Consider the following 26685-nt stretch of genomic DNA (forward strand, 5'->3'; position numbering starts at 1 on the left):
ACCTAAACAGCCAACCGAAGAGCCACATCCTCCCGTGGCACCGGTAACAGAGCCGCCGAGACCAAAGCCTACATTCGAGGAGCATGCCTGAGATTAATGTTGCGTGCCCATGCGCTTACGTTATTGCGGGCATTGCAGTGATATTGGATATTGGCTATTGTTAGAGGAAAAATTTGCCGAAACATTTGTAAATATTACAAACATATATTCTGCGCACCGACCATAACGATGCGAAGATGATTTCAGGAAAGGAATTTAAAATGACTCGCATGGTTTTGTTTTGGTTATTTGGCGTTCCCGTATCCGTTCTTTTACTCTTGATGATTTTCGGCATGGTATGAATCGATCGCTGCTCACTGCGACGCTGGTTGCGTCATTATTTTGGGGGGAGGTTCGCGCAACTTTCGCCAGTTGTGCGTCTTTTCCCTGAGTGCTGATTGGGTCGGGATTGTCACCGTCAGCGCACACTAGCCGGTCAATCATGAGTTTCAATGCGCTCGGTGCCGGCTATCAATAGACCGGCGTGAAAATAACGATGGCATGGACGGACACCCATTTTTCGTAGATATCCGGCATCCAGTCATTGGTCTGTCGCGACGCATGGTTAGGATAGCAACCGCATGGCCAATGACCGCAATGGCATCGCGGTCGACACGCATCCTTGCACCGGATGGATGTGCTGTCGTAGTCTGACGTTAGCAGGCTCAGGTCGAGCAGATCGACACGTATTAGGGACAGTTAAAACATCGATACAAGGAGCCGACATGTTGAAATTGGCCCTCATTTTTTTTGTCATATCGCTGATTGCCGGCGTTTTCGGCTTCTCCAACATAGCGGCTGGAGCCAAAGGTATCGCGAAAATATTGTTCTACATCGCAATTGCGATTTTCCTGATTGTCCTGGTCTTCGGCGTAATGCTTGGAAAGCTGGTGTTTTAGAAAAGCTAAGTCGACGGTGACCGCGACCGCCAATCTCATGAGGCCAAAAATGGGACCATTGGGAAAACGGAATGCCCGCCTCACCGCGCGGATGATCGCCAGCGATCCGCTTCGCTTTGCTTTACAAGTAATGAGAAGCTTCCGGGCCAATCAAGGGTTTCTGCTGGCCGGTGCGGTGGCCTACTACACACTGTTGTCTGTCGTACCGCTTTTTACTTTCTTGTTACTAACTTTGTCGAGTTTGCTTGACGAGGCGTCACTGTTGTCGACGCTTAATAAATATCTGACTCTGCTTCTTCCCAACCAAACTTCACTCATCGTTGAGCAGGCCCGCAGTTTATTAGCTCATAGACAAGTAGTCGGGTCAGTTTTGACGGTGGCGCTTTTGTTTTTTGGATCGATGACGTTTTCCATTTTAGAAAATGCGATGTCGGTGATCTTTACCCATAGGGCCGGGGTTCGTCGTCGCCACTTTCTTGTTTCCGCACTATTGCCATATTTGTTCATCTTATTTCTTGGTGTCGGCTTATTGGTGACCGCCATCATCTCCAGTCTGCTTCAGACATTGGGTGCTGAGCAGATCAATATTTTCGGCCGGGAGCTCTCGCTCGATCGGCTTTCAATCGTCCTTCTATATCTGCTCGGGCTCGGGGGGGAAATATTAATGCTTACGGCCATCTACATGGTCATGCCGGTCGGACATTTGCGTTTGCGTCATGCCCTTATCGGAGGGAGCGTCGCCGCGCTACTTTGGGAGATCACGCGTCGAATTCTGGTATGGTATTTCACGACACTGTCGCTGGTCAATGTCGTTTATGGCTCTCTTGCCAGCACCATAGTGGCACTACTGACTTTTGAATTCGCGGCAATCATCTTATTGCTTGGCGCCCAAGTGATCGCGGAATATGAGCGCCTGATGCTTGCAGGTGCCTGGAGCGAAACATCGACACCGATGCAGGTTTGACACGCATTGTTCCGAATAATCGTCCGCGCGTTACCGGTTATCGCTTAGTCTGTAAGACTACTTCACAATAATTCCTGAAAGATGCAATGACACGACAACTCTTACAAACGGATAGCATTTTTTACCGATAGATTTTCGCCACTTCTTTTAGTGCAAAACGCAATCATAGGATGTGTAAGTCCATTGCATGCTAGTGGCATGGCAATTGCGGGCCGGCTGGAAGGAAGGTCGATTCGAGCCTTGATCTCCAGATAATCTGGCCTATAAATTCTAATGAATCAAGGAGAACTGAAATGAAGCATTTGCGAACCTTCACTTGGATTGTGATCATGAGTATTGCTGCGGCCGCAAATTACGGCTGCGATAAAAATAAAACCGCGGATACGATGGGGCGCACCGATCAGACGCCAAGTGCTGCGCCCACTACCGGCGATACTACCGGCACTGCCGGGACCAGCACTGCAACTGGAGCCACCGGCAGCGCGGGTACGGCCGCTTCAACTGCAACAGGCACAAATGCCGGAACCACCACGACCGGGACGACATCGGGCGATGCAACGGCAACATCTGGTGCTGCCAGTCCCACCGGCAGCACAATGGGAACGACCGATCAGGGAGGCGCCAAGGGCGGCTCTGCCGTCAGTGATGCCGCAATCACAGCAAAGGTCAAGACTGCCATCATCGCCGAGCCTGGCCTGAAGTCGATGCAGATCAATGTCAAAACGGCAGACGGCGTGGTTACATTGAGCGGGGCGATCGATTCTCAGCAGAGCATCGACCGGGCTAAACAGGTTGCGCAATCAGTGAGCGGCGTAAAATCGGTTGACAATCAATTGACCGTCAAATCGTCGGGCTGAGTGATATCAGGAACATTCATGCCGTATAAACACCCGCAAGATCTTCCGCAAAGCGTCCGCGACAATCTGCCGCTGCATGCGCAGGAAATTTATCAAAAATCTTTCAATAGCGCTTGGCACGAATATGCCGGCAAGGAGCAGCGCCGTGACGATGAATCCAGGGAGGAAACCGCCCATAAAGTAGCATGGGCGGCAGTAAAACGAAGCTATCACAAGGACAGTGAAACAGGTAAATGGGAACCGAACTCTGCACATTAACCTGACACGCGGTCAACAACACCAACGGAGAAAATCATGTTCAAAATCTTAACAGCAATGTTCATATTGGCAGGATTCATCAGCGGCTGTAACACGATCCAGGGCGCGGGCAAGGACATTGAGCGCGGCGGCGAAAAAGTCCAAAGTGAAGCGCAGAAAGCGAAATGATGCGTCTAAATCGGCTTGCACCATCTGGCGGCCGCGAGGCGGATCTGCCAAGTGAACGCGTTGGCATACAAATTGCGTGACCCCAAGACGCAAAGGGGCAATATCAGAGGGCCATTCGAAAGGAGTACGTCATGAACTGGGATCGGATTGAGGGCAACTGGAAACAGTTAAAGGGCAAAGTCAAACAGCAATGGAACAAGCTGACTGACGATCAGGTCGACGAGATTGCCGGGCAGCGTGATCAATTGGCCGGAAAAATCCAGGAGTCATATGGAATTGGCAAGGATGAAGCGGAGAAACAGTTGAAGGATTGGGAGTCGCGGATAGACGAAGCGTCGGGTGTCAAGCGGCCACCACCACATTGAACAACTGAATTAAATCTGGCGGTCGCGCGCGTCAAACCGGGTAACTGTCAGATTGCTGTCAGATCAGATCGCGATCACTACATATCAGCGCAGACCGAAATGCCGTTCCAGCATGGATCGGTCAATTTTGGCTGTGCTGAATTTTTATCGGAAATCGCCGCACGTTAACCTGAATCCGCATGGCAAGGCTCCGAGTCCGCATACGTCAGAAAAAAGATGCCCAAGGAATCATTCGGATTCGGAAATCGCAGTCAACCTTCGTATCACTTCAATTAGTTCTCCGAGATTCACCGGTTTCGCAATAAACCATTGATATCCGACGTATTCTGCTGCTAGCTGGGACGCCTTGTCCGCGTAACCGCTCAAGGCAATAGCGGGAAGTGGTTTGCGTCCCGACGACGGCAATGACCTGATTTTCTTCATCAATTCATAGCCGTCTTCTGCTGGTAGGCCGAGATCGGACAAGAGAATATCCGGCCAGACCCGACCTAGCTCCGCGACGGCGTCACCGGCACAGGATACCGATATGACGCTGGCACCGGCCCTTTGTAAGGCAGTGTGCAGCATTTCGCGACTTCTGTCATCGTCGTCGACCGACACAATTTTCACATTGTCCAATCTGGTTTTGAGTTTTACTGTATCTATCGGAATGTGGATTGCCGCGGGCCGATGATGAAACAGTTTAGGTAGAATTTGTTTATGGATTGGAAGTTGCACGGTAAAGCGAGCGCCTTTTCCCTCTCCGTCGCTTTCCGCTTTCACCAGGCCGCCGTGCAATTCGACCAGGTGACGGACGATCGCCAGCCCCAATCCAAGACCGGCGTGCATGCGCTTGCTGCTGGAATCGGCCTGCCTGAAGCGATCAAATACGAACGGCAAGAGATCCGCGCCGATGCCTTCGCCGTTGTCCTCGATAATGAGATTGACATGCGATTCACTGCTGGTCAGATTGAAACTGATTTCGCCTTTGCGTGGCGTAAATTTGACGGCATTCGACACCAGATTCCATACGATCTGCTGTATGCGGGCGGCGTCGCCAATAATACTGTCGGCATCGGAGTTCAAACACATCGTGAAGTCGATCTGCTTGGCTGCAATGGCGGGGCGCAAAGATTCGACTGCGGCATCGATCACTGTCACGAGACTCAGGGATTGCATATCCAATCGCAATCGCCCGGAAACGATATATGACGCATTGAGTAAATCCTCGACCAATTTTGTCTGTGCCTGAGCGCTTTGCTCGATGGCATGCAAGGCGCGATTTAGGGTCTCATCGTCATGCGTGCCAATTTCAAGGGTTTGAACCCAGCCGAGAATGGCATTCAATGGTGTTCTCAATTCATGCGATAACGTCGTCAGGAAGTCGTCCTTGGCACGATTAGCTGCGTCGGCTTGCGCGCGTAAGGCCTGCTCTCGCGCCAGCAGTTCGGCACGCTCCTGTTCCGCCAGTTTTCGACTAGTCACATCAAACACGATCACCGCGGTATACACCGGTCTGTTGTCAGTATCGCGCACCAGCGAGACTGTATTGATCACCCATACCGACGTGCCGTCGGGTCGCATGTAACGTTTTTCGGTGACAAAGTCTTCGCCTTCGTTAATCAGCAGTCTGAATAGCCCATTGTTATGCTGTAGATCTTCCGGATGGGTAATGTCGCGCATGCGAAGCGTCAGTAATTCATCGGCTGTTCGGCCAACCATATCGCTAAATCGCTGATTAACGAGGATAAATTTTTCGTTCAGATCGGTTTGCGCGACACCAGCTGTGGCCTGTCTGAACATCGCTGCAAATCGTTGTTCGCTTATCCGTAGCGCATCGGCCGATCGTCTGCGTTCTGTGATGTCCCGCGCTACAATTGAGGCGCCAATGACCTCGCCATGGTCGTTGCGCAAGGGGGATATCGCGACCGACATATTGAGTAACGTGCGCCCCTTCGTCACTCCCACGGTTTCAATATGATTGATGCGTTCGCCACGTCGTATTCGTTGGAACAGCGCCAGTTCTTCTTTCTGCCGCTCTTCCGGCAGCAACATGGCGATCGGCTTGCCGATTGCCTCCTTCGCCGTGTAGCCGAAGAGCCGCTCTGCGCCGGCGTTCCAGCTCGTAATTACGCCGGCCAGCGATTTACTGATAACAGCGTCGTCCGACGATTCGATGATGTTTCCGAGTAGGGCCTTGGTTTCCTCGGCACATTTCCGTTCGTGGATGTCAATCACGACCACAAGCCATTGCCCGGCCCGTCCCCTGACCTCGCGGACTGGCGCCGTTCGCATCAGGTGCCAACGATATTCGTCGTCTGTGGCGCGCCTCAGCCTTAATTCCTTCTCCAAGGTGGTGCCTGCTGCCACGTTGTTTTGCCAATCTGCCCACACCCGTTCGCGATCGGCGGGATGGACCTGATTGATCCACGCTTCGTCCTTGTCGGATTGCAATATCAGCCCGCTGTACTCGGTCCAATATTGATTAATGAGCTGAAGGATTCCATCCGGATTGGACAGCCACACCCCTTGCGGCGAAATATTGATCAGTGAACGATACAAATTTTCGCTGTCATGCCGCGTCCGCTCCGCGTGTTCGCGATGGGCAATTTCAACTATCTTGCACCGAATCACGGGCCTGTCATGTAATAGCGCGAAGGTGTAACTGACTTCAATTTCGCATCGCCTGCCCCTCTTTCCGAGTTGCAACAACTGTTTGCAGAGCACGCCATTTGCGGCTCGCAATGCCTGGAGCGTGACAGGATTTGATTCCGATTCTCGAGACATGTCGAGTTCCCAAAGCTGTCTCCCAAGCAATTCAGCGTTGGTGTATCCCGTCAACTCACTCATAGCTGGATTGGCCTCGACGATCACCCCGCTGTCGGCATCCAGCATAAGAATGCCCTCGCGGCCCAAGTCGAATGGCGCTCGAATTCGCACTGCGGACATTTCCTGAAAGGGATTTGCGCGTCGTTGTGCTTCACTATCGGTTATACGTCTGTTTTGCATCACGCCCTGGTTCGGAAACGCAGTGTTAGATAGGAAGTGTCGGAGATGCGGTAAGGATTGCCGGTTCTGTTGTAGTCCTTACACAAGCCAGTGAGCATTTTCTGGTGCTCGTAGAGTAGATAGTTCCTGGATTTGCGAAAATTACTTCATCGCGGGATAAAAAATGTGGCATGAAAGATGCTCCATGGTTAGGGGCAACTCGTACTAACGTAACTGCATGCGAATCGGGCGACGTCGACGGAACTCAAATAATTGCATCGATCATTGCAATTGATCTTGAGATAGTTCAAGCACGGTTAGATTTGATGCATCGCGAAAATCGATTCATCGTTGTTGGAGGGTAGTTGGTCGGCATTATTGTGGACCGGAAGGTAGTCGGACAAGGAGAAATAAAATGAGCATAGGAACTATCTTGTTAATTGTGCTGGTCTTGCTTCTGATCGGCGCAATACCGACATGGCCGCATAGTAGCGGATGGGGTTATGGGCCAAGCGGCATTTTGGGGATCATTTTAATTGTTGTGATCGTGATGCTGGTAATGGGGCGCTTGTAACAGGTATTTGGCCGTCGATACAGCAAGACGAGATGCGGCTAATGGAAATCACCCATGAAACCAAATGATCGGACTACGGTTTTAAGAGTTCGCCCGATGGCCGCACGTTGGAATGTCACAAATTCCAGCAGTGTGGTGCCGATCGCCGATTTTGATGAAAGAGATGATGCGGTGGAGTATGCCATTGCGGTGGCGCAGATTAAACAGCATACGGTGGTGGAAGTTTACGGGAAGGAGGGGCGACTTGAAGCGCGAAGTGAGCATGCTTTGAATGCTTTCGAAGCCACCCAACTCGATAAACAATAATAAGGTGCCTCGCCCACCGAAGTAGGGCTTGCCGCCTGTAATTCGATTGTGATGCGTGGTAGCGTACACGGTCATCCCATTTTTTATCTGCGCGTTAATGTCACTACTGTTGCGCGATTTGGACGGAGCTTGCCAACAATGACGGGGACCGATATTGACCAAATTTGCAATCACGCTAGCCCAACATGAAATCTGCATGTGAATTCGAGCATTTGGATGCTTTAGCTCGCACGATGAATGTCGCCGTGGTGATATTGAACACTGCCGCTGATATTGAATTCGCCAGCCCCTTGGCGTATCGATTCCTCGACTGTACCGATGAAGCGGAACTGAAGGATATCTGGGTTCAATGCATTCGTCCTCAGTTCGGACATGTCGGCAAGAGCCAGCTCATAAAGTTTCGCAAGTTAAAAGTTGAGCTTCGCCGCGCAGCCAAAACTCTGCTATTTGAACTGGATGTTTTTCCGGTAGGGAAGAATAAATGCAGTGGCTACCTCATTCTGTTAAGCGACCGAACGTCCGACAATAATATTGAAGCTGCGTTTCTCGTTGCAAGCAAGACGCGTGTGCAAGACTATCTGTATTCCGCGCTGATCCACGACATGCGGGGACCGATGAACGTCATGAAAATTACACTTTCGCTTCTCGATGACATCGTGGAGGACGCGGGAGCCGGTATTCATGATGCACTCAAGAAGCACAGCGCGGTATTGCATGAAGAGTTGGGGCGGTTAAATCACACATTACAGTTCGTTCTCGATCTCAATAAGGCGCCGACGACTGATTTGCAGAAATTTGACTTGAGAGAATTGTTGCGCGAAACCGAGTCATTGTTGCGTCCGAAGACGCTAAAGCAGCGCGTCAATCTGACATTGCAGCCGCTTGAACATCAGACCTTCGTATATGGAAATCGTGATCGGATAAAGCAAAGCGTCCTGGACTTGGCGGTCATGGCCCTGTCGGAGATGTCTGAGCACGGGAATTTGCACATACAACAGACGATCAACGGCCCCAATACCTGCATTTTGCTGAAGGCTGACGGCGAGGAGGCCAGATTCGGTGAATTGCTGGATGAATTGGACAGTACTTATCTCCCCATTAATATGAGCCATCATGGGGTCGGCCTGTATATGGTTCGCCAAATATTGCGCTCTCACGGGGGTGACCTGACCGTCGACGATCAGTCAGATAAAGGAGTGACATTTTCCCTCACATTGCCGCTCGCCAGCGAGCTGTCATCGCAGACATCGTTCCACAGAAAATGAGACGATTTTGGACAGCCCCGAAATTATTCGGGCGTTCCTGAGAAGCCGCAACAAGCGCCGCTCTAGCCCATTTTCTACCCGAGCGGTTTGCGGGATATCTTTGTCTGGTCAGGAAAACGCAATGTGGGCGGTACGAAACTACCAGTTCCCGTACCGTTGGTTTTCAATCACATCCCTTACAGCGCCGGGGCGCCGAGCTCGTTTTTGGTGGCACAAAAAATGCTGTTGATCATGATGCGTTCGCGTGTTTGGCGAAGCTGCTGCGGAAATCTTCCCGATTTTACGGAGTCGAACTTGTATGACTTGTATGTTATGTCTGGCTGTCGAAGATGCAGAACGTAACCCAACCCGGCTGTTCGAAAGGAGTTGAAAAATGAGCTACTTGGATCGTGATACTTACGGCATGTACAAAAGCAATCGGAGTGGAGGCCCTGGCCCGAGCGTAATGGGCGCAGATACTCTGATCGGAAACGATGTATACAACGAAAAGGAAGAGGACCTGGGCGATATCAAGGAAATAATGATGGACACGCGCACGGGTAGGGTCAACTATGCCGTCCTTTCCTTCGGCGGCTTTCTTGGAATGGGAGAAAAATTATTCGCCGTGCCATGGGGCGCCTTGAAGCTCGACACACAGCATGAACGTTTTATTTTGAATGTCGACAAGGACCGTCTGAAAGATGCACCAGGTTTTGACAAGGACCATTGGCCCGATATGGCCGATAAGAATTGGGCAAGAAGTATCGATACCTATTACGGAATAGATACTAATTCCGGCGAATCTCCACCGTTGTAGCGTTTAAGCGTAACTGTCGGCTGTAGATAGTGGGCGGGCATTTGTCTACCCGGATATCTCGGGAAATCGAGATCTGTTGTGAAAATCAAAACAATCTTTTCTGGAGAAATCATGGAACCGTTTGAAAAACTCACTCCTAGCGCAAAACCCAACCAAGGCAATATGGCGAGCAGTCTGGACCAGGTAAGTGCCGGAGCGCACAACACCATTGACAAAGTGTCGGGTGCGGCCCGTCCTGCAGTGGATCGGATCGCATCCGGAGCACATCAGGCCGTCGATAAGTTGGCCGTCGCAGCGGGAACGCTCGGCTCCAAAGGCGACCAGTTGAAAGAGGTGCAGGCTCGATTGATGGAAGAAGCTCGCGTCTATGTGCGCGAAAACCCGGTTACCTCGCTCGGGATTGCGGCAGGCATAGGATATTTGTTGAGTCGCGTCTTCAGCTCGCGATAAGGGGGCGGCGGTTCGTCACCGCGCACCCGGTGTGATGGCATGGACGTTGCATTGATTGTCGCCGACGCTGTTTATTGCAGTGTTCTCGTGGCTTTGCCGTCGGTAAAGTCTCACTTCATTCCATTATTAGGAGCGTTGCCATGAATGCACCCACCGAAAAGCAGCATAAAGATCAGCAAAATACCCAAACGGCAGGTACGAAATCGGATGAACATAAACGGCAAGACACAAAGAGCGGCCAGGATGCACATAAAAAGCAGGAGCACAAAAGCTCTGACAAGCAGCAAAAGCGCAGTTAGATTTATCTGATCAAGGCGCGGGCCGGAGCCCGCGCTATTTTTTTGCTCATAGGGTAGACCAATCGGCATTTATTACAGCACCCCTGTAATTCCTGCCGTTTTTATGTGTCTGTTCGTACGAGTTGCCACTGCGTGGATGGATACTTGGAGAAATCAATGGGACATGCGAAAAAAGAAGCCGCCTGGGGTTACCGTGGTCCCGGAACGCGTCGAAACCAAAGTGCACAAGAAGGGCAGGAACCAGCCTGGAACCGACGCCCGCTTCAACTCTTTGCTGTGTCTGCCGAACCGGTCGCCTCTTGACGCGAGGTCGGCGACTCCAACTCCAGATAAGTCGTCGGGGTCTCCCGGTTCAACCCTTTCAAGTACGTTTTAACCAGCCGATTATCCCTGGCGGCGAGTCCTCAAGAAAACCTTGAATTAAAACAACCACAACAAGAAATGCTAGGAGTAGCACAACCAGCATTGCTGATATGCAATTAATGGGGCTATTCTGAACCACAATGAGGAAGAATCGTAGGGGGAATCGACAATGAGTAAACTCAATCTCGCAATCAGCATTCGCCAAAAGCTTACTGCCGCTTTCGTGATTGTATCGCTGCTGATCGCGCTAGTAGCGCTCTCAGCGATAAAGAAACAGTTCGAAACAATAGAGCGAGCTGCACTACTGGAGGCGGAACATCTGGCAACTTCAGTGGCCAACACCGGTATGGATGATGTGCTAAACAAGCCCAAGTTCCTGCAGGATTACATTAATGGCATGCACAACCTATACAAGCGCGACATTGGCATTGTGGACATTCACAAAAGGGGTGTCGCCGATGCAGACGTTAAAGAGGTAAACCAGATATTCCAGCACGATCCCGATAACGAAGTCGGAAAAACAATCATCGATGGCAAGGTCAGGACCTTTGTTGAGTTAAACGCGCTCCATGCAGAGGGAGCAAAGCAGATCGTTGTTGCACTGAGAAAAGACCAGTCGAAACTGGAAAGCCCAATCGTCGGCGCCGTGATTCTCGAATACACGCAGATTTATGACGAGTTGCTCGACGCTGCGAAAGCAGGCCTATATTTTGTGATCGTGACAGGGATTGCATTGGTATTGTTCTCCACAATTTTCGGAACGCAGGTAGCCCGCAGAATTACCCGGCGCCTGCGCGAACTGGAGCGCATGGTGAGCATCATCGCAGCGGGAAATTACAGCACTCGTGTACCGGTGCAAGCAGCAGATGAAATCGGCTCCCTCGGCAACGCCGTCAACAAAATGGCCGAAGCCCTTGCGCTCAGCCATGCCAGACAGAGCGAGCACGCGCATGAGCTTGAACAAAGCAACGCCTTGTTGAAACAGGAAGTACACGAACATCAGATCAGTGCGGAGAAAAATGAAACGCTTGCGTATTACGATAGCCTTACTTCGCTGCCGAACCGCATTTTGTTCGGCAAACTATTAGACCATAGCCTTGTCAATGCACGCCGCTACGACAAAGAGATCGCCTTGTTTTTCATCGATCTTGACCGTTTCAAATATATTAATGACACGCTTGGTCATGAAGCCGGCGATGAGTTACTGCAGGAAATAGGAACAAGAATCAAATCCTGTTTGCGCGAAAGTGACGCGGTAGCACGTTTTGGCGGCGACGAATTCGTAGTCCTGGTGTCCGAACTCGACGAAATCGGACGTTTGGACGTGGTCGCGCGCAAAATTCTTGGCGCCATCGGCAAATCCTTTATGCTAGTTGGCCACGAATTCCGCGTCACGGCGAGTATCGGTATCGCCACCTTTCCCGCTGCTGGCCAGGACGCGCAGTCACTGTTAAAGAATGCCGATATCGCGATGTACCAGGCGAAGAAAGAAGGAAAAAATAATTTCATTCTATTTTCCGAGGCGCTGAACACGAACTCACTGCAGCAGCTGGCGTTGGAGTCGAGCCTGCGGCATGCACTGGAACGCGGTGAGTTTGAACTCCATTACCAGGCAAAGGTCGATTCTCGTTCGGATTCGGTTACGGGCATGGAGGCATTGCTGCGCTGGAACCATCCGGATCTCGGTATGGTGGCGCCAATGCAGTTCATCCCTCTAGCGGAAGAAACCGGGTTGATTGTTGAGATCGGCAAATGGGTGCTGAGAACCGCCTGCATGCAAAATGTTGTTTGGCAGACTATGGGCATCCCGGCTCTGACGATGGCCGTCAATCTGTCGGCGCGCCAGTTTTCGGATGCGGCACTGTTGGAAGACATCACTTCGATACTTGAGCAAACAGGCATGGAGCCGGCCCTGCTTGAACTGGAAATTACCGAGAGCATGCTGATGCAAAATATTGAAAAGGCAATACAGGTACTGACCGCACTGAAGAATAAAAACATCCGTCTCGCCATCGACGATTTTGGTACAGGCTATTCTTCGCTATCCACTCTGAAACGCTTCCCCCTGAACACAATAAAAATTGATCGCTCGTTCATCCAGGACATTCCTAACAATATGGGCGACAAGACCCTCACAAAGGCGATCATCGCGATGGGTAGAAGCTTAAATCTGACGGTTATTGCAGAGGGTGTGGAGACCAAGGAGCAGGCCGACTTTCTGGCCGAGCATGCCTGCGATGAGTTGCAAGGTTATTATTTCAGTATTCCGGTGCCGGCAGACAAATTCACTGCGCTGTTGCAAACCAGGGCAATGCCCGAATTGGCGCGTGCTCGGGAAGAAATTTCCCTCCGTTGATACAGCAAGCTGGATGCCAGGAGATAGTTTGCCTACGGCCGACGTTTTCGGGATGTTTTTGCGGAAAAGCGAAAAAATGGAAGTTTATTGAACTTGCCCTATCAAAAATTTGTCTCAGTTCAATGTCCGTTCATGAAATGCAATGATTCTGCAATGCTTCCCCCGCACTCAATCTGGGGATGTTGTTCTCACAGCGATCCGATAGGAGATTCTGAATGACCCAAGATAAACATGCGCGTCAACGAGAGACTAGTGTTCATCCTGCGGTTAAACATACTGCAGTCCCGCATGAAGAAAAGTTGTTGGACTCCGCACTCAAACACACTTTTCCCGCCAGCGATCCGGTGGCCGAATTGCCAGAGGCGGCCCGACTCGATGAAGGCGAAAAAATAGCGGAATGCCTTCTTGACGACGCACTCGAATTTAGTTTTCCTGCGAGTGATCCTATTTCCATCAGTTCCGGATTTTCAAGGATTGAAAAGGCGCCGGATGTGGTGCCGGCAAAAGAGGATCATCAACTGACACCAGAACAAGATCCCAAAAAATCGAAGCATCATTAAGCGGCGATCGCGTACAAAATGGCTGGAGCCTGGCGTCGCGCGGACCGGCTTTGTAGCGTGGCCTTATTTGCTTGGGGTCGGCGTCACGCGCCAGACCACATTGCCGACATCATCCACCACTAACAGCGCCCCTGACCGGTCGAATGCAACGCCGACCGGACGTCCCAAGGCCTCGCCATCAGTATTGAGAAATCCCGTCAGAATGTCTTGCGGCAGCCCGGAGGGTTGGCCGTTGGAGAACGGCACGAAAATCACTTTGTATCCACTGCGCGGTTTTCGATTCCATGAGCCGTGTTGACCGATAAAGGCGCCACCTGTGTATTGTGTTGGCAGTAGTTTGCCCTCATAGAATGCCAGACCGAGTGCTGCGGTATGCGATCCTAGCGCATAGTCTGGGGCGATGGCCGAAGCCACCAAATCCGGCCGTGGTGGATTTACCCGGGTGTCGACATGCTGCCCGAAATAGCTGTAGGGCCATCCATAGAAGGCACCATCCTTTACCGCGGTCATATAGTCGGGAACCAAGTCATTGCCGAGCTCATCGCGCTCGTTGACGGTGGTCCACAATGCACCGGTCTGCGGCTGCCAGGCCAGACCGTTTGGATTGCGCAAGCCTGAGGCAAAAATGCGGGACTGCCCGCTCGAACGATCCACTTCCAGGATTGCGGCACGGTTGATTTCTTTATCCATGCCGTTCTCGGCCACGTTGCTGTTTGAACCGACCGTGACATACAGCTTCTTGCCATCGTGGCTTGCAATCAGGTTCTTGGTCCAATGATGATTGATTGGCCCAGCCGGAAGATCGAGCAACTTAACGCCCGGTTCGGATATTTTGGTTTGGCCTTCACGATACGGAAAGCGCATCACGCCATCGGTATTGGCGATGTAAAGATCGCTGCCAACCAAAGCCATACCAAATGGCGAATTCAAACCTTCCAGGAATACCGTGCGTAACCGTGCTACACCATGCTCGTCGATGCCGCGCAGCAGGGTGATGCGATTTGCGCTGCCTACGCCGGCGCCTGCGCGCTTCATGAAATGTTTCATGAGCGTGCCCTTGATGCCTTTCGCATCTTCCGGTTTGGGCGGCGCATTAGTTTCAGCGACCAGTACATCGCCATTGGGCAGCACATAAATCCAGCGCGGATGATCAAGGTCTTTCGCGTAGAAATCCACCGAAAGTCCACGCGCGGCGACCGGCTTTTCACCCGTATGCCAGCCCTTGGCCGGCGCAACATTGACTGTGGGTATCAGATTATGATCTGGCTCGGGCAACGTCGGCTTCGGCCCCATTCCCGATTCGATCGGCAGCGGCGGGGAAGCACTGCAAGCCTGCACGCCGCAGAGCGTCAACAACGCGGCAATATAGGTGGCAATCATCCTTTTCATGGCGACTCCAAGAAGGAAGGGCAGTCTAGCTATGCGACGCGGACCATGTCGCCGCCAGTAACAATAGAAAACCGATGATTGCGATCCCGGCATGGGCAAGTACCATCCATTTGGGGAGCGGCACCATTTTCAGGTGGTAGTTCAGGTTGAGCAGTACCCCGCCGGACGCGGCTAGCAGAAACAGGATGAGGGCGGCTTGCGCCAACTGCGGCAAACCGATTGTGACGGCAGCGTAAATCAGCAATGTCAGCGCGGCTGCCGACAAAAAACCGTGCAGCATTGCCAGCCATGAAGGCGGGCGCGGTTTGCCGCTGAAACGAATTAGCGCCATGATCAAACCGCCGACCGCCGATATCGCCAATAAACCCGTGCTGGTTTGCAGCACTGTGCTTGTTTCCACGTTGCCCCTCCTTTTGTTTTGATAAGCAGCATAGTCGACACCTAACGATTCGCCGTTGAGATAGCGCACGTGAAGCGATGATCAGTGCCATTTTCCGTGCGGTCAGCGTGGCGTCGCCACGTGACACCGACGGTATCGATGGTTCGGAAGACAATGCCGGCGCGCTCTCTGGATGATTCAATGTCGCGTGCGGCGGTACTCGGCCTGCGCCGATGCGCGCTGCGCGACAACGGCGGCTACGGATTCTTCGCGGCACTCGGCGATCTGGTGGTGAGCGGGCCGACGCGCACCAACGTCAACGATTCTCGGGCGATTCTGATTCTGTGAGAATGCATCCGACCATTGACGCTAGCGGGCTGGCGGCATGTCTTCCCGGATCCGCATGAAGGTCGCGAAGCGCGGCAGTCCGCTCGGATTGACGCCGCGAAAACGATAGGTGACCCAGGTTCCCACTGCGGGTGCTTGTTGCCGTTGCTGGTCATTCAAGCCACTGCCGAGCCGGAAGCGTTTGCCGTCTGCCGTCTCTACCAGCAATGCGCCCACCTGGCCCTGATATCGCCCATTGCCGGGCAGATGGGCGACCACTCTGGCTTCCGCGTCTTCATACGGTTTGAATTTGAGCAGATCGTCATTGCGCTCGCCGCGATACAGCGAATCGCCGCGATGCAGCACCAGGCCTTCACCACCTTGCTTGACGATGTCATCGAGTTGCGCTTGCAAGGCCTGCTGATTGGCGACCTTGAATTGCCTGACGGGCTGGACCCACGGCAGCGCCAGATCTGCCAACACCTCTTGCAGCGCCGGGATGCGCTGGTCGAATGTACCGCCATGCGCGGGCAAATCAAACACCATGAAGCGCATGGTGCGCCACGCCGCATCGTCCGGCGTTTGCTGGCGCACCGTCGAGACGGCCGTGGCAAATTGCTCGCGGCCGGCCCACAATTCGCCATCCAGTGCTAGCTTCGGCCAGCCGGCCGTGAACCAGGCCGGCGCATAAATCGGCTCGCCGTGACGCGTCAGCAGCCGCTGCCCATCCCAGTAACCGCGCACGCCATCCATTTTTTCGCTGACCCAGTATTGCGCGAGCGGGATGCCGGGTCGATAGACCTTGGCCAGCATCACCGGCGCCGGATAACTGATCGCCAGCGATGGCAGCGGCGCAAGACCGCTGGCGCTTGCCAGCAGGAATACCAGTAGGTGGCGGCGCGGCAGTTGAAGCTGGCGGTCAGACGTGGTCCATGGAGGGAAATATTGCATCAATGGGTTCCTGTTGGTTGGGGAATTCATGCAGTGCTGATGACCGGGCCAGCTATGCTAGCGCAGAGTTGTTTAAAATGCATGAAATATGAGCCATTGATGCGGCGTGCCTGTAATTTTTACCTGTTTTGCTTCCCGCATATACTCCGGCCACTAGTTGTCGTATCGCGCATATAAGTATTGGTATTTATAAATATACTGATTGGGAGTATTGTTAATTCGCGCGGTGATACTGCTCCGAAAAATCATAGGAAATCACCGGCGACCTTTAGCCAGTCGCCATTTCAGCGTTGCTGTCGGATTTCTGTAGCAGCGCCAGTCCGCATTCGACGGTGATCAGCAGCACCGCCGATACCGCCAGCAGCGGCATCGCGCCGCACATCAGCGCCGCAGTGGCACATGCCAGCGGCGAGGCCGACTTCCAGGCACCCGGCAACAAGGGCGGCAACAACTGCGCCACCATCGGCGGTAGACGTAACGCGTCGGCCCGGCGACGTTTGAAAACCATGACCCAGCCGGAGAGGATCGAAAACACGACACCTAACGCAAATAGCAGTAGCAGAGCCTGATTCCACCAGCCGAACTCACCGCGATGAAACGGAATGCCGATCGCGGTGGCTTGCGCGAAGACGGTTTGCTTGCGCCAGTCGGCGTAATACAGCGCTGCACCGTTGTAGCCGTCGAGTATCAGATCGAAACGCTTGGTCGGCTGGCTGGTATCGGCCGCAGTGACCCGCCACACACCGTGTTCGGTGGCCGGTGCCGTCAATTGCAGGCGCACGTCCGGCGCCAGCGCGCGTGCGCGATCCCATGCGGATTGCCAGCTGATCGACGCTGCGCCTGGCACCGCAGCCGATTGCAGCGAGCGCGGGACTTGCGGCGGAGTCTGGCCGATATGGTCGCGCAGCGCCCGCACCTGATCGCCGGCGTATTTGCTCCAGGTCAGTCCCGTAATCAGCACCGTCGCCGTCATCAAGCCGAGCACCACGCCGATAAAGCCGTGCCATTGCTTCCATTTATTCCGTCCGCTGGCACCCGGTTGCGGCCAGGCTTTCTGGTGTGCACGCGGCCACCACAGTGCGATGCCGGTGACCAGCATCACCATCAGCCAGCTGGCGGCGAGTTCGATCATCCAGCGCCAGCCATCTCCTTGCTGCAGACGGGAGTGCAGCTTTTTGGCCCAGGAACCGAATCGGTCGGCGTCCGCCAGGCTGCCCAGCATCTGTGCCGTCGTTGGATCGACATAGACCGTCACCGTCCTTTCGGAACGGCGCGCCGCGCTGGCGCTGAACGGTGCAAAATTGACCCTGAGGCTGTCACCAGCCGCGTAAGGCGGCACCACCGAGCGCACGGTCCAGCCATCCGGCGCACCGATCCAGGACGCCTCGACCAGCTGGTCGAGCGGGCGCATCGTGACTGCCGGCGCAACGCGGTCGAGCGAGTGATATAGCACGCCTTCGATTTGCGGCGTAAAAACATACAACATGCCGGTCAGGGCCGCCAGCAAAGCGAAAGGCGACGCAATCAACGCGGCCCAGAAATGAACGCGCCAGAACAGGCTGCGGCGCTGCGCCGTAATTGATGGCAGCGACGGCAGCGACGACGACGCCGAGGTCGCTTCGGTGCCGACCAGGCCCGCGGTTTGTTGATCCTTCATAGCCATGATGATCGCCTCACAGGTCAAACTTAAGTTCGGCCACGAGCGTGCGCTGCGTGTACGGATGGAAGGCCCAATACGTCGCGTTGTTCAGGTTGTCGATGCCGACCGCGGCGGTCCATTGTTTCGCCACGCGATACCGTATTCGCACATCGGTCACAAAGAAGCTGCTGACACCGGTGTAAGTGGCACCATTCGGATCGCTGTTGTCGAGCGTGCCGAATTGCTTGCCGCTGTAGCGGGCACCGACCGTGTACGCCCATGTTGAGTCCGGCTGATAGGTTGCGACCAGGTTGGCGCGCCACTGCGGCACGCGTGGCTGCCATTGGCCGACGCTGGCCGGAAACTTGTCATTGGCGGCGATGATCGAATGCGCATAGGTCAGGCTCGCCGACAGATCCAGCCCAGCCAGGCCAACGTCGCTGGCCTGATACGCCAGTTCCAGCCCGCTGGTGCGAATCCGATCGACGTTTTGGATGTTGGTGACATTCGGCGACACCGTCACGTTGGTTTGCGAGTACAGCGCGTCGCGCGTGTTTTCGTGGAAGAAAGTGGCGCGCAGCGTGCCATGCATTTCGCCGCTATTCAGATTGTGCTCGGCGGTCAGTTCGCTGGTCCAGGATTTTTCCGGACGCAGATTCGGATCGTTGTTGACGATCGTATTCGCCACTAACGCGCCCTGGTACAGCTCGGCGACGCTGGGATTGCGCACGGCGCGCCCGAGCGATGCCTTCAGCGCCCAATCCGGGGCGACCTGATAGGCCAGCGCCGCCTTCGGTGAGAAACTGGTTTCCTTGCGCTCGCCGAAGGTGCGCGTGGTGCTGGCATTCGACAGTTCACCACCAAACGCCTGCCATTGTTCCAGCCGGCCGCCCAGTGTGGTCTTCCAGTCGGGCGCGATGCGCCAAGTGTCTTGTGCATACAGGCTGCCGAGCTGCGTATTGCCGTTGAAGGCAGAGCTGCGCGCCGCCGCCGTTCCATTGATCCAGTCCGGCGTGCTCGATACCAACGTGCGCAACTGGTAACTGTCGCGTTGGTAACCAACATCGACGACGTGCGCGCTGCGGATGCCGAGTTGGTCATCCGAGCGCCAGGTTGCTTTCAGCGCCAGCGTGTTCCAACCGGTACCGTTCAAATCGGTGATCGAACCGGCACCACCTTGATTGGACGCCGGCAGGGCGCCGCCAGGCGTGCGTTGCTGGTCCTTGGCGTAATCGTACCGGCTAGCCGCAAGTTCCCAGTCCCACACGCCCTTGGTATTGCTCTTGATCGACAGGCCATGCATCACATGTTCCAGCTGAGCGCGGCTGGGCGCGATATGGGCCGGCGTCAGTGTGAACTGACGGCCGTTGACATTGATATTGCCGCTATACACCGGATTGCCGGACGGATCGCGCAGATAGCTGTCGGCGCTGCGCACCGCATCGTTGCGCCACCAGCCCAGCGTGTAACTGGCCCGTATCACCGGCGAAAAATCATAGGCCAGCTTGGCCTTGGCGTGGTCCTGGATGGTGTGAACCTGATTGGTTGACCCCAGGATCAGCCAGTCCTTGTTGGCCGGATTTTTGTCCGCTATGGTACCGGTCACCGGCGTGCCGCCGCTGCCGATGGTGCCGCTGCTGAGAAGCTTGTTGGCAAACGCGATCGGTTGCCCGTTGTTGTCGAGCCGGCTGACATCGAGCCACCAGGCCCAAGCACCGTTCCGGTCGCCCAGCGAGGCACTGGCCTGCTTTCCAGTGTAAGTGGTGTCGGTACCGTATTGCTGATAAGCCTGGCTGAAGCCGCTCAGCTTGGCGTGGGCTTCGAATTGTTTCGGCATCCGTGTCACATAGTCGACCACCGCACCGACCGAATTGCCGGGGTAGGCCGCCGAGAAAGGACCATACAGCACGTCGACGCGCGCGATTTCTTCCGGCGACACCAAGCCCCAGCGCGGCGTGTAATTGGCGCCGTTGCCGAGCAGGTTGGACAACAAGATGCCATCCGCATATACCAGCGAGCGTGCGCTATTGCCGGTGCCCGACGCGCGACTGGCCAGCACTGCGTGGTCGTAATCGCCGATGAAGCGCTTGCGCACATTCAGGCTCGGGAAATATTTCAGCGCATCTTCGCTGTCGGTCGCGTTGATCTTGTCGGCGATCTGCGCGGCGCTGATGCCCTCGATCGTGGTCGGGATTTGCGTCGGCAGCGAGCTGGGGCGGCCGCTGGTGACCGTGACCGTGCCGAGGGTCTTGAGCGGCGCATCGGCCATTTCCTGCGCAAATGCGCCGCTCGAGCAGGCTGCCAGCAAGGCAGCTGCGATGGGGGTGGTACGAAATTGCATGTCGAATCCTGTGATGTGATTGCGGCTGCGGACGGAAAGATCGTCGGCAGCGGGCCAGGCGTCGGGAAGACGCGATCGAATAGCCCGGCGATGGGCGCAGTGCTGCAGCGCCAGTCGCCGGAATCAGCGGTGATCAGGAAACGACGGGAGGGGCGCGCGGATTGGCTCTGGCCCACGCAAACAACGGCTTGGGCGAGCGATAGAACAGCGATGGAAATGCATCATGGCCGCCGATCAGCGCAAATGCGGTGGCAGGGGCCGGTGGCGGCGCCCAAGTATCGGCGTGCACCATACAGAACGGACAGTGCGCAGACGTGTGCAGCGCCGAATCCTGCGCCGGAGCGCCATCGGGCACCTTATCGGCGGTCAGCGACACCAGCTTGGTGCCATCGACGCTGCAGACTTCGACAAAGGCGCGGGATGAACCCTGCATGGCTGAAATTGCGTACGACAAAGAAGGCGCGAGTGCATTGAACAGGATCGCAAGACACGCGATCCAGATCTGCAGCCGTTTTCTTGCGAGCAATTTCATCATGGGCAGCGATTATAGCCGACCATTTGCCCTGCACATAGCTCCACGCGGTAGCGCGTGGAGTTGCATGCAAGCTCGGACAGCATGGGTTCGTTATCTGGGTATCGCCAAAACGGAACGCTTATGCCGCGTGTGGCGAAGTGAGAACGATGATGCCGACTGCCACCGAGCAAGCAGCTGCAAATCGCGGCAGGCTGAATTTTTCTTTCAGGCTGATTACGCCGATCAGCGACGCAAAGATCACGCTTGTTTCGCGCAGTGCAGCCACCGGAGCCATCGGCAATCGGGTCATGGCCCACAGGGAAATCCCATAGGCGCCCACTGACAACATGCCGGCTATCATTCCGATCCGCCAATGCGATCGCGCAAATTCGATGGCAGTGGAACGACGTCGGACCGTGGCCGCAATGACGACGCCCGCACCGGCGGCTATTTCCAGCCATGCGATATAGCTCAGTGCCGACCCCGCCAAACGAATGCCCAGACCGCTGAGAAAGGTATAGCCCGCGATCGTCAAGCCGGTAGCAATGGCGAAGGCAATTGCCTTGGATGGCGGTTTTCCCCGTGAAAAGGAAAGCGATAACAGGCCGGTTGAAATCAGGAAAATGGCGGCCAATTTCCAGCCGTCCAGATATTCGCCTGCGATCACGATCCCCAGAATCGTGACGACCAACGGCGCCATGCCGCGCGAAATCGGGTACACCTGGCCCAAATCTCCGAGTCGGTACGCATTCAACATGCAGGCGTAGTACACATAATGAACCGCGGCAGCCGTCAGCAAAAAGGGTAGGCTGGCGGCGGCAGGGAGGGGCACGAAACAGGCGACAATGCCGCCGACTAAGAGACCAACCGATCGAATTGCGCCCAACATCAGCAGATGGTCCTGGCTGCCCTTGACGATGCTATTCCATAGCGCATGCGCCAGTGCGGCCACTAGCACCAGGCCGTAAATCATTTCTATACGCATGAGAGGTTCAGGTAGAACGTGAATTGGACAGGAATGGGACTTGTTACTGGGGCGAGCCGTGCGACGACCACACCACGCTGAAAATTTTCCATTGGCCGTCTGTTTTCATCAGCTGCCAACTCTCGAGCCCATAGTTCTGGATTTTCTCGTCTTCCAGAAATTCAAAATCAAAGCTGGCCCATGCCAGATTGTCGTCTTGCGAGATTTTGACGTTGTAGAATTTTTCCTGTACCCGCTTTTTCGAGCCGGCGATGAATCGCGCAAAATTGGAATAACCGCCGGTAGGCAGGCCGTCGTAGTTGACGTCAACCTGTTCCCTGGCGCGAGTGATCGTTTGTTGATCGGATGGGGATGCAAACAGAATATTTGAATTGAGCATCAAGGAGGACAGCTGCTTGACGTCCTTGTTGAGCAGAGCCGATTGAAAATCGAGTAGCACCTGATTGATGGCCTGAACATCGTCGGGAGTGCTTTGATGGCGGCCGATATGGCTGGTATTCTCGGCGTGCAGCGTGGTGCAGAACGCGGAGCACGTCAGCGCAAGGCTTGCGACCAACAAGGTCATGATTTTGTGCATATGAATTTCTGGAGTGATTTATGTCAGGGTCGGCCGCAAACAGGATCGACGGATTGCAGCGCGGAACGTATTGTACCGACTGCAGCCGCAAGCGACCATGTTGACGATCGCGTAACGTTTAACTGCATTCAAGCGGATCAATCGTGTCAGCTCGTCGTTTGCGTCGTCGACTTCATTGACAATGCGCGGCTTCGGTCTTGTGACCTTGCCCCACTCGCACGATCGAAGGAGCGTGAACATGACCGCCGGCCTGATCTGCAATCATTTGCATCTCGTGGCGCAGATCATCGGCCGCGAGACAATGATTCAGCGTGAGCGCAGAAAGGGCGAGTGCGGACAGGAATTTAAGCATCGTGAATTCTGATTTTTTTTCGGGGAAAGAGGAGAATAGTCGATTTGCTAACGGTACTGCGCCCCAGTCGAGAGGTCCAGGTTCAACCATGAGGCCATAAAAAATGCGCCTTCGCCGTTGAGTGCGAAGGCGCATTGTCGTGCCTGGACGAGCGCCAAATCAGATCGTCAAAGCATTTCGACCGGCAAGCTTAGCGTCCGCGACCGCCGGAACGACGCGCTGCGGCCGGCCGTGGGCCGGATTTGGCACCACCCGGTGCCGGTGGGCCACTGCGCGGTTTGGCAGTCTGTGCGCTGCGTACCTTGACCACTGCGCCTGCCGAACGCGGCTGATTGCGGCCGCCACCGCCACCGCCATGACCGCCATTACCGGAGCGCATCTGGATCGGCTGGGCACGCGCGGCTGGATCGGGTTCGAAGCCGGGAATGACTTCTTTCGGCAGTGTCTGCTTGATCAGCTTTTCGATATCCCGCAGCATGATGTGCTCATCGACGCAGACCAGCGATACCGCTTCGCCAGTGGCACCGGCGCGACCCGTGCGGCCGATCCGATGCACATAGTCTTCCGGCACGTTCGGCAAGTCGTAGTTGACTACGTGTGGCAGTTGGTCGATGTCGATGCCGCGCGCCGCGATGTCGGTCGCCACCAGCACCTGCAGGGCGCCGTCCTTGAATTCGGCCAGGGCCTTGGTACGGGCCGACTGGCTCTTGTTGCCATGGATCGCCATTGCACCGATGCCGTCGTTATCGAGCTGCTCCACCAGTTTGTTGGCGCCGTGTTTGGTGCGGGTGAACACCAGCACCTGGCTCCAATTGTTGCTCTTGATCAGATGGGACAGCATCGGGTGTTTCTTGTCGCGGTCAACCGGGTGCACCTTCTGGGCGATGACTTCCACGGTCGAATTGCGGCGGGCGACTTCGATCATTGCCGGATTGTTCAGCAGGCGGTCGGCCAGGACCTTGATGTCGTCGGAAAAAGTGGCAGAGAACAACAGGTTCTGGCGCTTGGGCGGCAGAATCGCCAGCACTTTCTTGATGTCATGGATGAAGCCCATGTCGAGCATGCGGTCGGCTTCATCCAGCACCAGGATCTCGACCTGGTTCAGATTGATCGTGCCTTGCTGATGATGGTCCAGCAAGCGGCCCGGCGTGGCAACCAGAATGTCGACGCCATGCTTGAGCATCTTGATCTGCGGGTTGATGCCGACGCCGCCGAAGATCACGGCGGAATTGAGGTTCAGGTACTTGCCGTAGGTGCGGACGCTTTCTTCGACCTGGGCCGCCAGTTCGCGCGTCGGCGTCAGCACCAGGGCACGAATCACGCGCTGCGAGGTCTTGTTGGTTTGTGCGGCGCCGACCGCATTGGTCGACAGGCGATGCAACATGGGCAGTGTGAAGCCTGCGGTCTTGCCGGTGCCGGTCTGCGCGCCGGCTAGCAGGTCGCCTCCGGCCAGCACGGCGGGAACGGCCTGTGCCTGGATCGGGGTGGGCGTGGTGTAGCCGTGGTCAGTAATGGCGCGAACAATGGCGTCGGACAAGCCGAGTTGGGTAAAGGACATGATGATTCTTTGAGAAGAAGATCGGCCTGTCGCCATTGAAGGCGCCAGTCGCAGGCAATCGGATTAGGGGATTGTAGGACAGCGGCAAGGGGACTGGTCAATGTGCCGCGGGCCCAAGTATAACAGCGCTTTCGATTTGCCCGTAGTTTCCATCCTGCTGGCCGGACCGAACCGCAAGTCGGGCGGATCGCCAGCCGGGCCGAAGATGCCAAACGGCCCGCAATTGCTGCGGGCCGTTTGGTGGCGATGTCGGCGCTGGTTCAGGCGAATGGCGAGAGCAGACCTACCATCGGAGCGAAGATTTTCGGTGTGCCGGCCAGAACATTGCCCTTGTAAAGATAGTCCGAGTCGCCGGCAAAGGTGCCGACGATGCCGCCGGCTTCGGTGATCAGCAGCGAACCGGCCGCGATATCCCAAGGCTGCAGGCCTTTCTCGAAAAAGCCGTCGAGCCGGCCGGCCGCAACATAGGCCAGGTCGAGCGCGGCGGCGCCGGCGCGACGCAGTCCGACGCATCTTTCGGTCATGATCCGGAACATATTCATGTACTGGTCCAGGTCCGCGGTGTCGCGGAACGGGAAACCGGTGCCGATCAATGCATCGGCCATCCTGTCGCGGCGACTGACGCGGATGCGCTTGTCGTTCAGGTAGGCGCCGGCGCCCTTGGTTGCGGTAAACAAGTCGTTGCGGGTAGGGTCGAAAACTACTGACTGGGTGATGACGCCGCGGTGCTGCAATGCGATCGATACGCAGTACTGCGGAAAACCATGGATGAAGTTGGTGGTGCCGTCGAGCGGATCGATGATCCAGACATGTTCATTGTCGTCGTGCAGATTGGCGGAGGCGCCGGACTCTTCGGCCAGGATCGCGTGGCCGGGGTAGGCCTTGAGCAACACTTCGATGATCGCCTGTTCGGCGGCATGGTCGACTTCGGTGACGAAATCGTTGTGCTGTTTTTCGGTGACCTGGACGCGGTCGAGGTCGAAAGAGGCGCGGTTGATGACCGCGGCGCCGCGGCGGGCAGCCTTGATCGCCGTGTTGAGCATTGGGTGCATAGAGCTTCCGTTAAAATGACGGTGTCGTCGGTCACCCGGATATGGGTGGGCCAACGGCACAGAACGACAATGATTAAAGAGCGATGCGGCGATGATGTACTGAACAATTCAGCCGGGCTTGATCTATTTCGGACCGATCTTGGGCTGATTTTGGACTGGTTCTTGCTGGCGCCGGCGCACATCGTTACATTATCGAGGTCGCCGAAGTTCCCACATCTTTACCGCGCAATGTCGCTATTTTAAATGAAGCTGCCCCAAATCGACACGCCTGTTTTCAATCGCCTGCGTTTTGTACTGGTGGAAACCAGCCGCCCCGGCAATATTGGCGCAGTCGCGCGCGCGATGAAAACCATGGGGTTTTCGGAGCTGGTGTTGGTCAATCCGCGCTTTGCCGACGCGACCATGCAGGAAGAGGCGATCGCGTTTGCCAGCGGCGCGCAGGATATTCTGAGCGGTGCTCGCATCGTCGGCTCGATCGGGGAGGCGCTGGCGGGTTGCAATTTTGCAGCTGCCGTGACGGCCAGACTGCGCGAATTCTCGCCGCCGGTGATGGCGCCACGGGCGCTGGCCGCACAGTTGGCGGCCGAATCCGGACTGACTGCGGCGTTGCTGTTCGGCAACGAGCGCTTCGGCCTGCCGAATGAGGCGGTCGAAAAGTGCAATGTGCTGATCAATATTCCCGCCAATCCGGATTATTCGTCGCTGAACCTGGCGCAGGCGGCTCAGGTGCTGGCCTATGAATGCCGAGTCGCCGCCGTGGGTGATCAGCCGCCCGCCACCGACATCGGGTTTCAAGGCGAGGCGGCCGGCATCGCACAAATCGACGGCATGTTTGCGCATCTGGAACGGGCGTTGGTGGCGATCGATTTTCTGGATGCGGATAATCCGAAAAAACTGATGCCGCGGCTGAAACGGCTGTTCGCAAGAACCCAGCTCGAGGTGGAGGAAGTCAATATTTTGCGCGGCATTGCGAAGCAGATATTGGCTAAAACGGGTCGCTGACGGTGCCGGCGAAAAATAAATACTCACCCCTGTATTTTTGCATGCCGATTGTTTGTTCTCGCTTCAATGCCCGCGGATTCAACTATGAAGTGCAACTGACGATGGAATTTAGTGGGAGTATCTGGAGGCCAAA

The 26685-nt window shown here is 55.3% G+C and carries 27 protein-coding genes and 2 pseudogenes; 17 read left to right on the forward strand and 12 right to left on the reverse strand.

Going from position 1 to position 26685, the window contains the following annotated elements; all coding sequences use genetic code 11:
- Positions 1-402: 402 nt before the first annotated feature.
- Positions 403-729 (reverse strand): annotated as a pseudogene (locus tag ACFOFO_RS24220) (NAD(P)H-dependent oxidoreductase); the annotation flags it as partial.
- A gap of 35 nt (positions 730-764) precedes the next feature.
- Between ACFOFO_RS24220 and ACFOFO_RS24225 the strand changes: the two are divergent.
- The 6 genes from ACFOFO_RS24225 (at position 765) to ACFOFO_RS24250 (ending at position 3550) form a co-directional block, all read left to right on the forward strand.
- Entirely contained in the window at positions 765-938 is a 174-nt protein-coding gene (locus ACFOFO_RS24225; RefSeq protein WP_390333236.1) for a DUF1328 domain-containing protein, read from the forward strand.
- A gap of 49 nt (positions 939-987) precedes the next feature.
- Entirely contained in the window at positions 988-1902 is a 915-nt protein-coding gene (locus ACFOFO_RS24230) for a YihY/virulence factor BrkB family protein (RefSeq protein WP_390333239.1), read from the forward strand.
- A 293-nt stretch (positions 1903-2195) separates the two neighbouring features.
- A complete protein-coding gene (locus ACFOFO_RS24235) occupies positions 2196-2759 on the forward strand; it encodes a BON domain-containing protein (RefSeq protein ID WP_390324253.1) in 564 nt (187 codons plus the stop codon).
- Positions 2760-2777: 18 nt separating this feature from the next.
- Positions 2778-3017 carry a ChaB family protein gene (locus ACFOFO_RS24240; protein WP_390324255.1) on the forward strand — a complete coding sequence of 80 codons (240 nt, stop codon included), beginning with the start codon at positions 2778-2780 and terminating at the stop codon, positions 3015-3017.
- A gap of 57 nt (positions 3018-3074) precedes the next feature.
- The gene (locus tag ACFOFO_RS24245; RefSeq protein ID WP_390328049.1) at positions 3075-3185 is read left to right on the forward strand and encodes an entericidin A/B family lipoprotein; all 111 of its coding nucleotides are present in this window, start codon (positions 3075-3077) and stop codon (positions 3183-3185) included.
- Positions 3186-3316: 131 nt separating this feature from the next.
- Complete coding sequence (locus ACFOFO_RS24250) at positions 3317-3550, forward strand: CsbD family protein (RefSeq protein ID WP_390324257.1); 234 nt, start codon at positions 3317-3319, stop codon at positions 3548-3550.
- 228 nt (positions 3551-3778) lie between these two features.
- Here ACFOFO_RS24250 and ACFOFO_RS24255 read toward each other — a convergent pair whose 3' ends face one another.
- Positions 3779-6538 carry a hybrid sensor histidine kinase/response regulator gene (locus ACFOFO_RS24255; RefSeq protein ID WP_390333242.1) on the reverse strand — a complete coding sequence of 920 codons (2760 nt, stop codon included), beginning with the start codon at positions 6536-6538 and terminating at the stop codon, positions 3779-3781.
- A 394-nt stretch (positions 6539-6932) separates the two neighbouring features.
- Between ACFOFO_RS24255 and ACFOFO_RS24260 the strand changes: the two genes are divergently transcribed.
- The 8 genes from ACFOFO_RS24260 to ACFOFO_RS24295 all read left to right on the forward strand — a co-directional run bounded on the left by ACFOFO_RS24260 (position 6933) and on the right by ACFOFO_RS24295 (position 13486).
- Positions 6933-7091, forward strand: coding sequence for a DUF3309 family protein (locus tag ACFOFO_RS24260; RefSeq protein WP_390324262.1), 159 nt, complete (start codon positions 6933-6935; stop codon positions 7089-7091).
- A gap of 54 nt (positions 7092-7145) precedes the next feature.
- Complete coding sequence (locus tag ACFOFO_RS24265) at positions 7146-7397, forward strand: DUF2188 domain-containing protein (RefSeq protein WP_390324263.1); 252 nt, start codon at positions 7146-7148, stop codon at positions 7395-7397.
- Between the two features lie 185 nt (positions 7398-7582).
- A complete protein-coding gene (locus ACFOFO_RS24270) occupies positions 7583-8662 on the forward strand; it encodes an ATP-binding protein (RefSeq protein ID WP_390333243.1) in 1080 nt (359 codons plus the stop codon).
- A 373-nt stretch (positions 8663-9035) separates the two neighbouring features.
- A complete protein-coding gene (locus tag ACFOFO_RS24275; RefSeq protein WP_390324266.1) occupies positions 9036-9458 on the forward strand; it encodes a PRC-barrel domain-containing protein in 423 nt (140 codons plus the stop codon).
- Between the two features lie 78 nt (positions 9459-9536).
- Positions 9537-9908 (forward strand): ElaB/YgaM/YqjD family protein, encoded by a 372-nt coding sequence (locus tag ACFOFO_RS24280; protein ID WP_390324268.1) that lies wholly within the window; start codon positions 9537-9539, stop codon positions 9906-9908.
- Between the two features lie 140 nt (positions 9909-10048).
- Positions 10049-10207 (forward strand): hypothetical protein, encoded by a 159-nt coding sequence (locus tag ACFOFO_RS24285; RefSeq protein WP_390324269.1) that lies wholly within the window; start codon positions 10049-10051, stop codon positions 10205-10207.
- Between the two features lie 532 nt (positions 10208-10739).
- Positions 10740-12926, forward strand: coding sequence for a putative bifunctional diguanylate cyclase/phosphodiesterase (locus tag ACFOFO_RS24290; protein WP_390324271.1), 2187 nt, complete (start codon positions 10740-10742; stop codon positions 12924-12926).
- A 215-nt stretch (positions 12927-13141) separates the two neighbouring features.
- The gene (locus ACFOFO_RS24295; RefSeq protein WP_390324273.1) at positions 13142-13486 is read left to right on the forward strand and encodes a hypothetical protein; all 345 of its coding nucleotides are present in this window, start codon (positions 13142-13144) and stop codon (positions 13484-13486) included.
- Between the two features lie 63 nt (positions 13487-13549).
- On the opposite strand, the gene ACFOFO_RS24300 is transcribed toward ACFOFO_RS24295, so the two are convergent.
- Both ACFOFO_RS24300 and ACFOFO_RS24305 read right to left on the reverse strand, forming a co-directional pair.
- Positions 13550-14875, reverse strand: a complete 1326-nt coding sequence (locus tag ACFOFO_RS24300; RefSeq protein ID WP_390328052.1) for a PQQ-dependent sugar dehydrogenase — start codon at positions 14873-14875, stop codon at positions 13550-13552.
- A gap of 25 nt (positions 14876-14900) precedes the next feature.
- Entirely contained in the window at positions 14901-15275 is a 375-nt protein-coding gene (locus ACFOFO_RS24305) for a hypothetical protein (RefSeq protein WP_390333246.1), read from the reverse strand.
- Between the two features lie 122 nt (positions 15276-15397).
- Between ACFOFO_RS24305 and ACFOFO_RS24310 the strand changes: the two are divergent.
- A pseudogene (locus ACFOFO_RS24310) lies at positions 15398-15602 on the forward strand (MOFRL family protein); the annotation flags it as partial.
- Positions 15603-15623: 21 nt separating this feature from the next.
- On the opposite strand, the gene ACFOFO_RS24315 reads toward ACFOFO_RS24310, so the two are convergent.
- The 6 genes from ACFOFO_RS24315 to ACFOFO_RS24340 form a co-directional block, all read right to left on the reverse strand.
- Positions 15624-16532 (reverse strand): DNA ligase, encoded by a 909-nt coding sequence (locus tag ACFOFO_RS24315; RefSeq protein WP_390333247.1) that lies wholly within the window; start codon positions 16530-16532, stop codon positions 15624-15626.
- Positions 16533-16800: 268 nt separating this feature from the next.
- Complete coding sequence (locus ACFOFO_RS24320) at positions 16801-18195, reverse strand: PepSY-associated TM helix domain-containing protein (RefSeq protein ID WP_390324276.1); 1395 nt, start codon at positions 18193-18195, stop codon at positions 16801-16803.
- A 10-nt stretch (positions 18196-18205) separates the two neighbouring features.
- Complete coding sequence (locus ACFOFO_RS24325) at positions 18206-20512, reverse strand: TonB-dependent receptor (protein ID WP_390324278.1); 2307 nt, start codon at positions 20510-20512, stop codon at positions 18206-18208.
- Between the two features lie 133 nt (positions 20513-20645).
- Entirely contained in the window at positions 20646-21047 is a 402-nt protein-coding gene (locus ACFOFO_RS24330) for a DUF2946 domain-containing protein (protein WP_390324279.1), read from the reverse strand.
- Between the two features lie 118 nt (positions 21048-21165).
- On the reverse strand, positions 21166-22011 hold the full coding sequence (locus ACFOFO_RS24335; protein ID WP_390333250.1) for an EamA family transporter: 846 nt from the start codon (positions 22009-22011) through the stop codon (positions 21166-21168).
- A 43-nt stretch (positions 22012-22054) separates the two neighbouring features.
- Entirely contained in the window at positions 22055-22588 is a 534-nt protein-coding gene (locus ACFOFO_RS24340; RefSeq protein WP_390333252.1) for a nuclear transport factor 2 family protein, read from the reverse strand.
- Between the two features lie 238 nt (positions 22589-22826).
- Between ACFOFO_RS24340 and ACFOFO_RS24345 the strand changes: the two genes are divergently transcribed.
- Positions 22827-22952, forward strand: coding sequence for a hypothetical protein (locus tag ACFOFO_RS24345; RefSeq protein ID WP_390324282.1), 126 nt, complete (start codon positions 22827-22829; stop codon positions 22950-22952).
- A gap of 178 nt (positions 22953-23130) precedes the next feature.
- Here ACFOFO_RS24345 and ACFOFO_RS24350 read toward each other — a convergent pair whose 3' ends face one another.
- Together ACFOFO_RS24350 and ACFOFO_RS24355 are read right to left on the reverse strand one after the other, a co-directional pair.
- Positions 23131-24498: a DEAD/DEAH box helicase gene (locus ACFOFO_RS24350; RefSeq protein ID WP_390324284.1), complete on the reverse strand. Its 1368-nt coding sequence runs from the start codon at positions 24496-24498 to the stop codon at positions 23131-23133.
- Between the two features lie 260 nt (positions 24499-24758).
- Positions 24759-25550 carry an inositol monophosphatase family protein gene (locus ACFOFO_RS24355; protein ID WP_390324285.1) on the reverse strand — a complete coding sequence of 264 codons (792 nt, stop codon included), beginning with the start codon at positions 25548-25550 and terminating at the stop codon, positions 24759-24761.
- A 243-nt stretch (positions 25551-25793) separates the two neighbouring features.
- Here ACFOFO_RS24355 and ACFOFO_RS24360 point away from each other — a divergent pair, with 243 nt between their 5' ends.
- Complete coding sequence (locus ACFOFO_RS24360) at positions 25794-26552, forward strand: RNA methyltransferase (RefSeq protein ID WP_390333255.1); 759 nt, start codon at positions 25794-25796, stop codon at positions 26550-26552.
- Positions 26553-26685: the final 133 nt, after the last annotated feature.

Source organism: Pseudundibacterium arcticum, from assembly GCF_042646465.1.
Classification (GTDB): domain Bacteria; phylum Pseudomonadota; class Gammaproteobacteria; order Burkholderiales; family Burkholderiaceae_D; genus Undibacterium_A; species Undibacterium_A arcticum.

Excerpts from the sequence above, each read along its gene's own strand:
- ACFOFO_RS24255 (WP_390333242.1), bottom strand. The coding sequence starts at position 6,538 with ATGCAAAACAGACGTATAACCGATAGTGAAGCACAACGACGCGCAAAT.
- ACFOFO_RS24230 (WP_390333239.1), top strand. The coding sequence starts at position 988 with ATGGGACCATTGGGAAAACGGAATGCCCGCCTCACCGCGCGGATGATC.
- ACFOFO_RS24335 (WP_390333250.1), bottom strand. The coding sequence starts at position 22,011 with ATGCGTATAGAAATGATTTACGGCCTGGTGCTAGTGGCCGCACTGGCG.
- ACFOFO_RS24240 (WP_390324255.1), top strand. The coding sequence starts at position 2,778 with ATGCCGTATAAACACCCGCAAGATCTTCCGCAAAGCGTCCGCGACAAT.
- ACFOFO_RS24275 (WP_390324266.1), top strand. The coding sequence starts at position 9,036 with ATGAGCTACTTGGATCGTGATACTTACGGCATGTACAAAAGCAATCGG.
- ACFOFO_RS24350 (WP_390324284.1), bottom strand. The coding sequence starts at position 24,498 with ATGTCCTTTACCCAACTCGGCTTGTCCGACGCCATTGTTCGCGCCATT.
- ACFOFO_RS24245 (WP_390328049.1), top strand. The coding sequence starts at position 3,075 with ATGTTCATATTGGCAGGATTCATCAGCGGCTGTAACACGATCCAGGGC.
- ACFOFO_RS24235 (WP_390324253.1), top strand. The coding sequence starts at position 2,196 with ATGAAGCATTTGCGAACCTTCACTTGGATTGTGATCATGAGTATTGCT.
- ACFOFO_RS24290 (WP_390324271.1), top strand. The coding sequence starts at position 10,740 with ATGAGTAAACTCAATCTCGCAATCAGCATTCGCCAAAAGCTTACTGCC.
- ACFOFO_RS24330 (WP_390324279.1), bottom strand. The coding sequence starts at position 21,047 with ATGATGAAATTGCTCGCAAGAAAACGGCTGCAGATCTGGATCGCGTGT.
- ACFOFO_RS24270 (WP_390333243.1), top strand. The coding sequence starts at position 7,583 with ATGAAATCTGCATGTGAATTCGAGCATTTGGATGCTTTAGCTCGCACG.
- ACFOFO_RS24355 (WP_390324285.1), bottom strand. The coding sequence starts at position 25,550 with ATGCACCCAATGCTCAACACGGCGATCAAGGCTGCCCGCCGCGGCGCC.
- ACFOFO_RS24250 (WP_390324257.1), top strand. The coding sequence starts at position 3,317 with ATGAACTGGGATCGGATTGAGGGCAACTGGAAACAGTTAAAGGGCAAA.
- ACFOFO_RS24300 (WP_390328052.1), bottom strand. The coding sequence starts at position 14,875 with ATGAAAAGGATGATTGCCACCTATATTGCCGCGTTGTTGACGCTCTGC.
- ACFOFO_RS24260 (WP_390324262.1), top strand. The coding sequence starts at position 6,933 with ATGAGCATAGGAACTATCTTGTTAATTGTGCTGGTCTTGCTTCTGATC.
- ACFOFO_RS24285 (WP_390324269.1), top strand. The coding sequence starts at position 10,049 with ATGAATGCACCCACCGAAAAGCAGCATAAAGATCAGCAAAATACCCAA.
- ACFOFO_RS24265 (WP_390324263.1), top strand. The coding sequence starts at position 7,146 with ATGAAACCAAATGATCGGACTACGGTTTTAAGAGTTCGCCCGATGGCC.
- ACFOFO_RS24320 (WP_390324276.1), bottom strand. The coding sequence starts at position 18,195 with ATGGCTATGAAGGATCAACAAACCGCGGGCCTGGTCGGCACCGAAGCG.
- ACFOFO_RS24340 (WP_390333252.1), bottom strand. The coding sequence starts at position 22,588 with ATGCACAAAATCATGACCTTGTTGGTCGCAAGCCTTGCGCTGACGTGC.
- ACFOFO_RS24360 (WP_390333255.1), top strand. The coding sequence starts at position 25,794 with ATGAAGCTGCCCCAAATCGACACGCCTGTTTTCAATCGCCTGCGTTTT.
- ACFOFO_RS24295 (WP_390324273.1), top strand. The coding sequence starts at position 13,142 with ATGACCCAAGATAAACATGCGCGTCAACGAGAGACTAGTGTTCATCCT.
- ACFOFO_RS24325 (WP_390324278.1), bottom strand. The coding sequence starts at position 20,512 with ATGCAATTTCGTACCACCCCCATCGCAGCTGCCTTGCTGGCAGCCTGC.
- ACFOFO_RS24345 (WP_390324282.1), top strand. The coding sequence starts at position 22,827 with ATGACCGCCGGCCTGATCTGCAATCATTTGCATCTCGTGGCGCAGATC.
- ACFOFO_RS24225 (WP_390333236.1), top strand. The coding sequence starts at position 765 with ATGTTGAAATTGGCCCTCATTTTTTTTGTCATATCGCTGATTGCCGGC.
- ACFOFO_RS24315 (WP_390333247.1), bottom strand. The coding sequence starts at position 16,532 with ATGCAATATTTCCCTCCATGGACCACGTCTGACCGCCAGCTTCAACTG.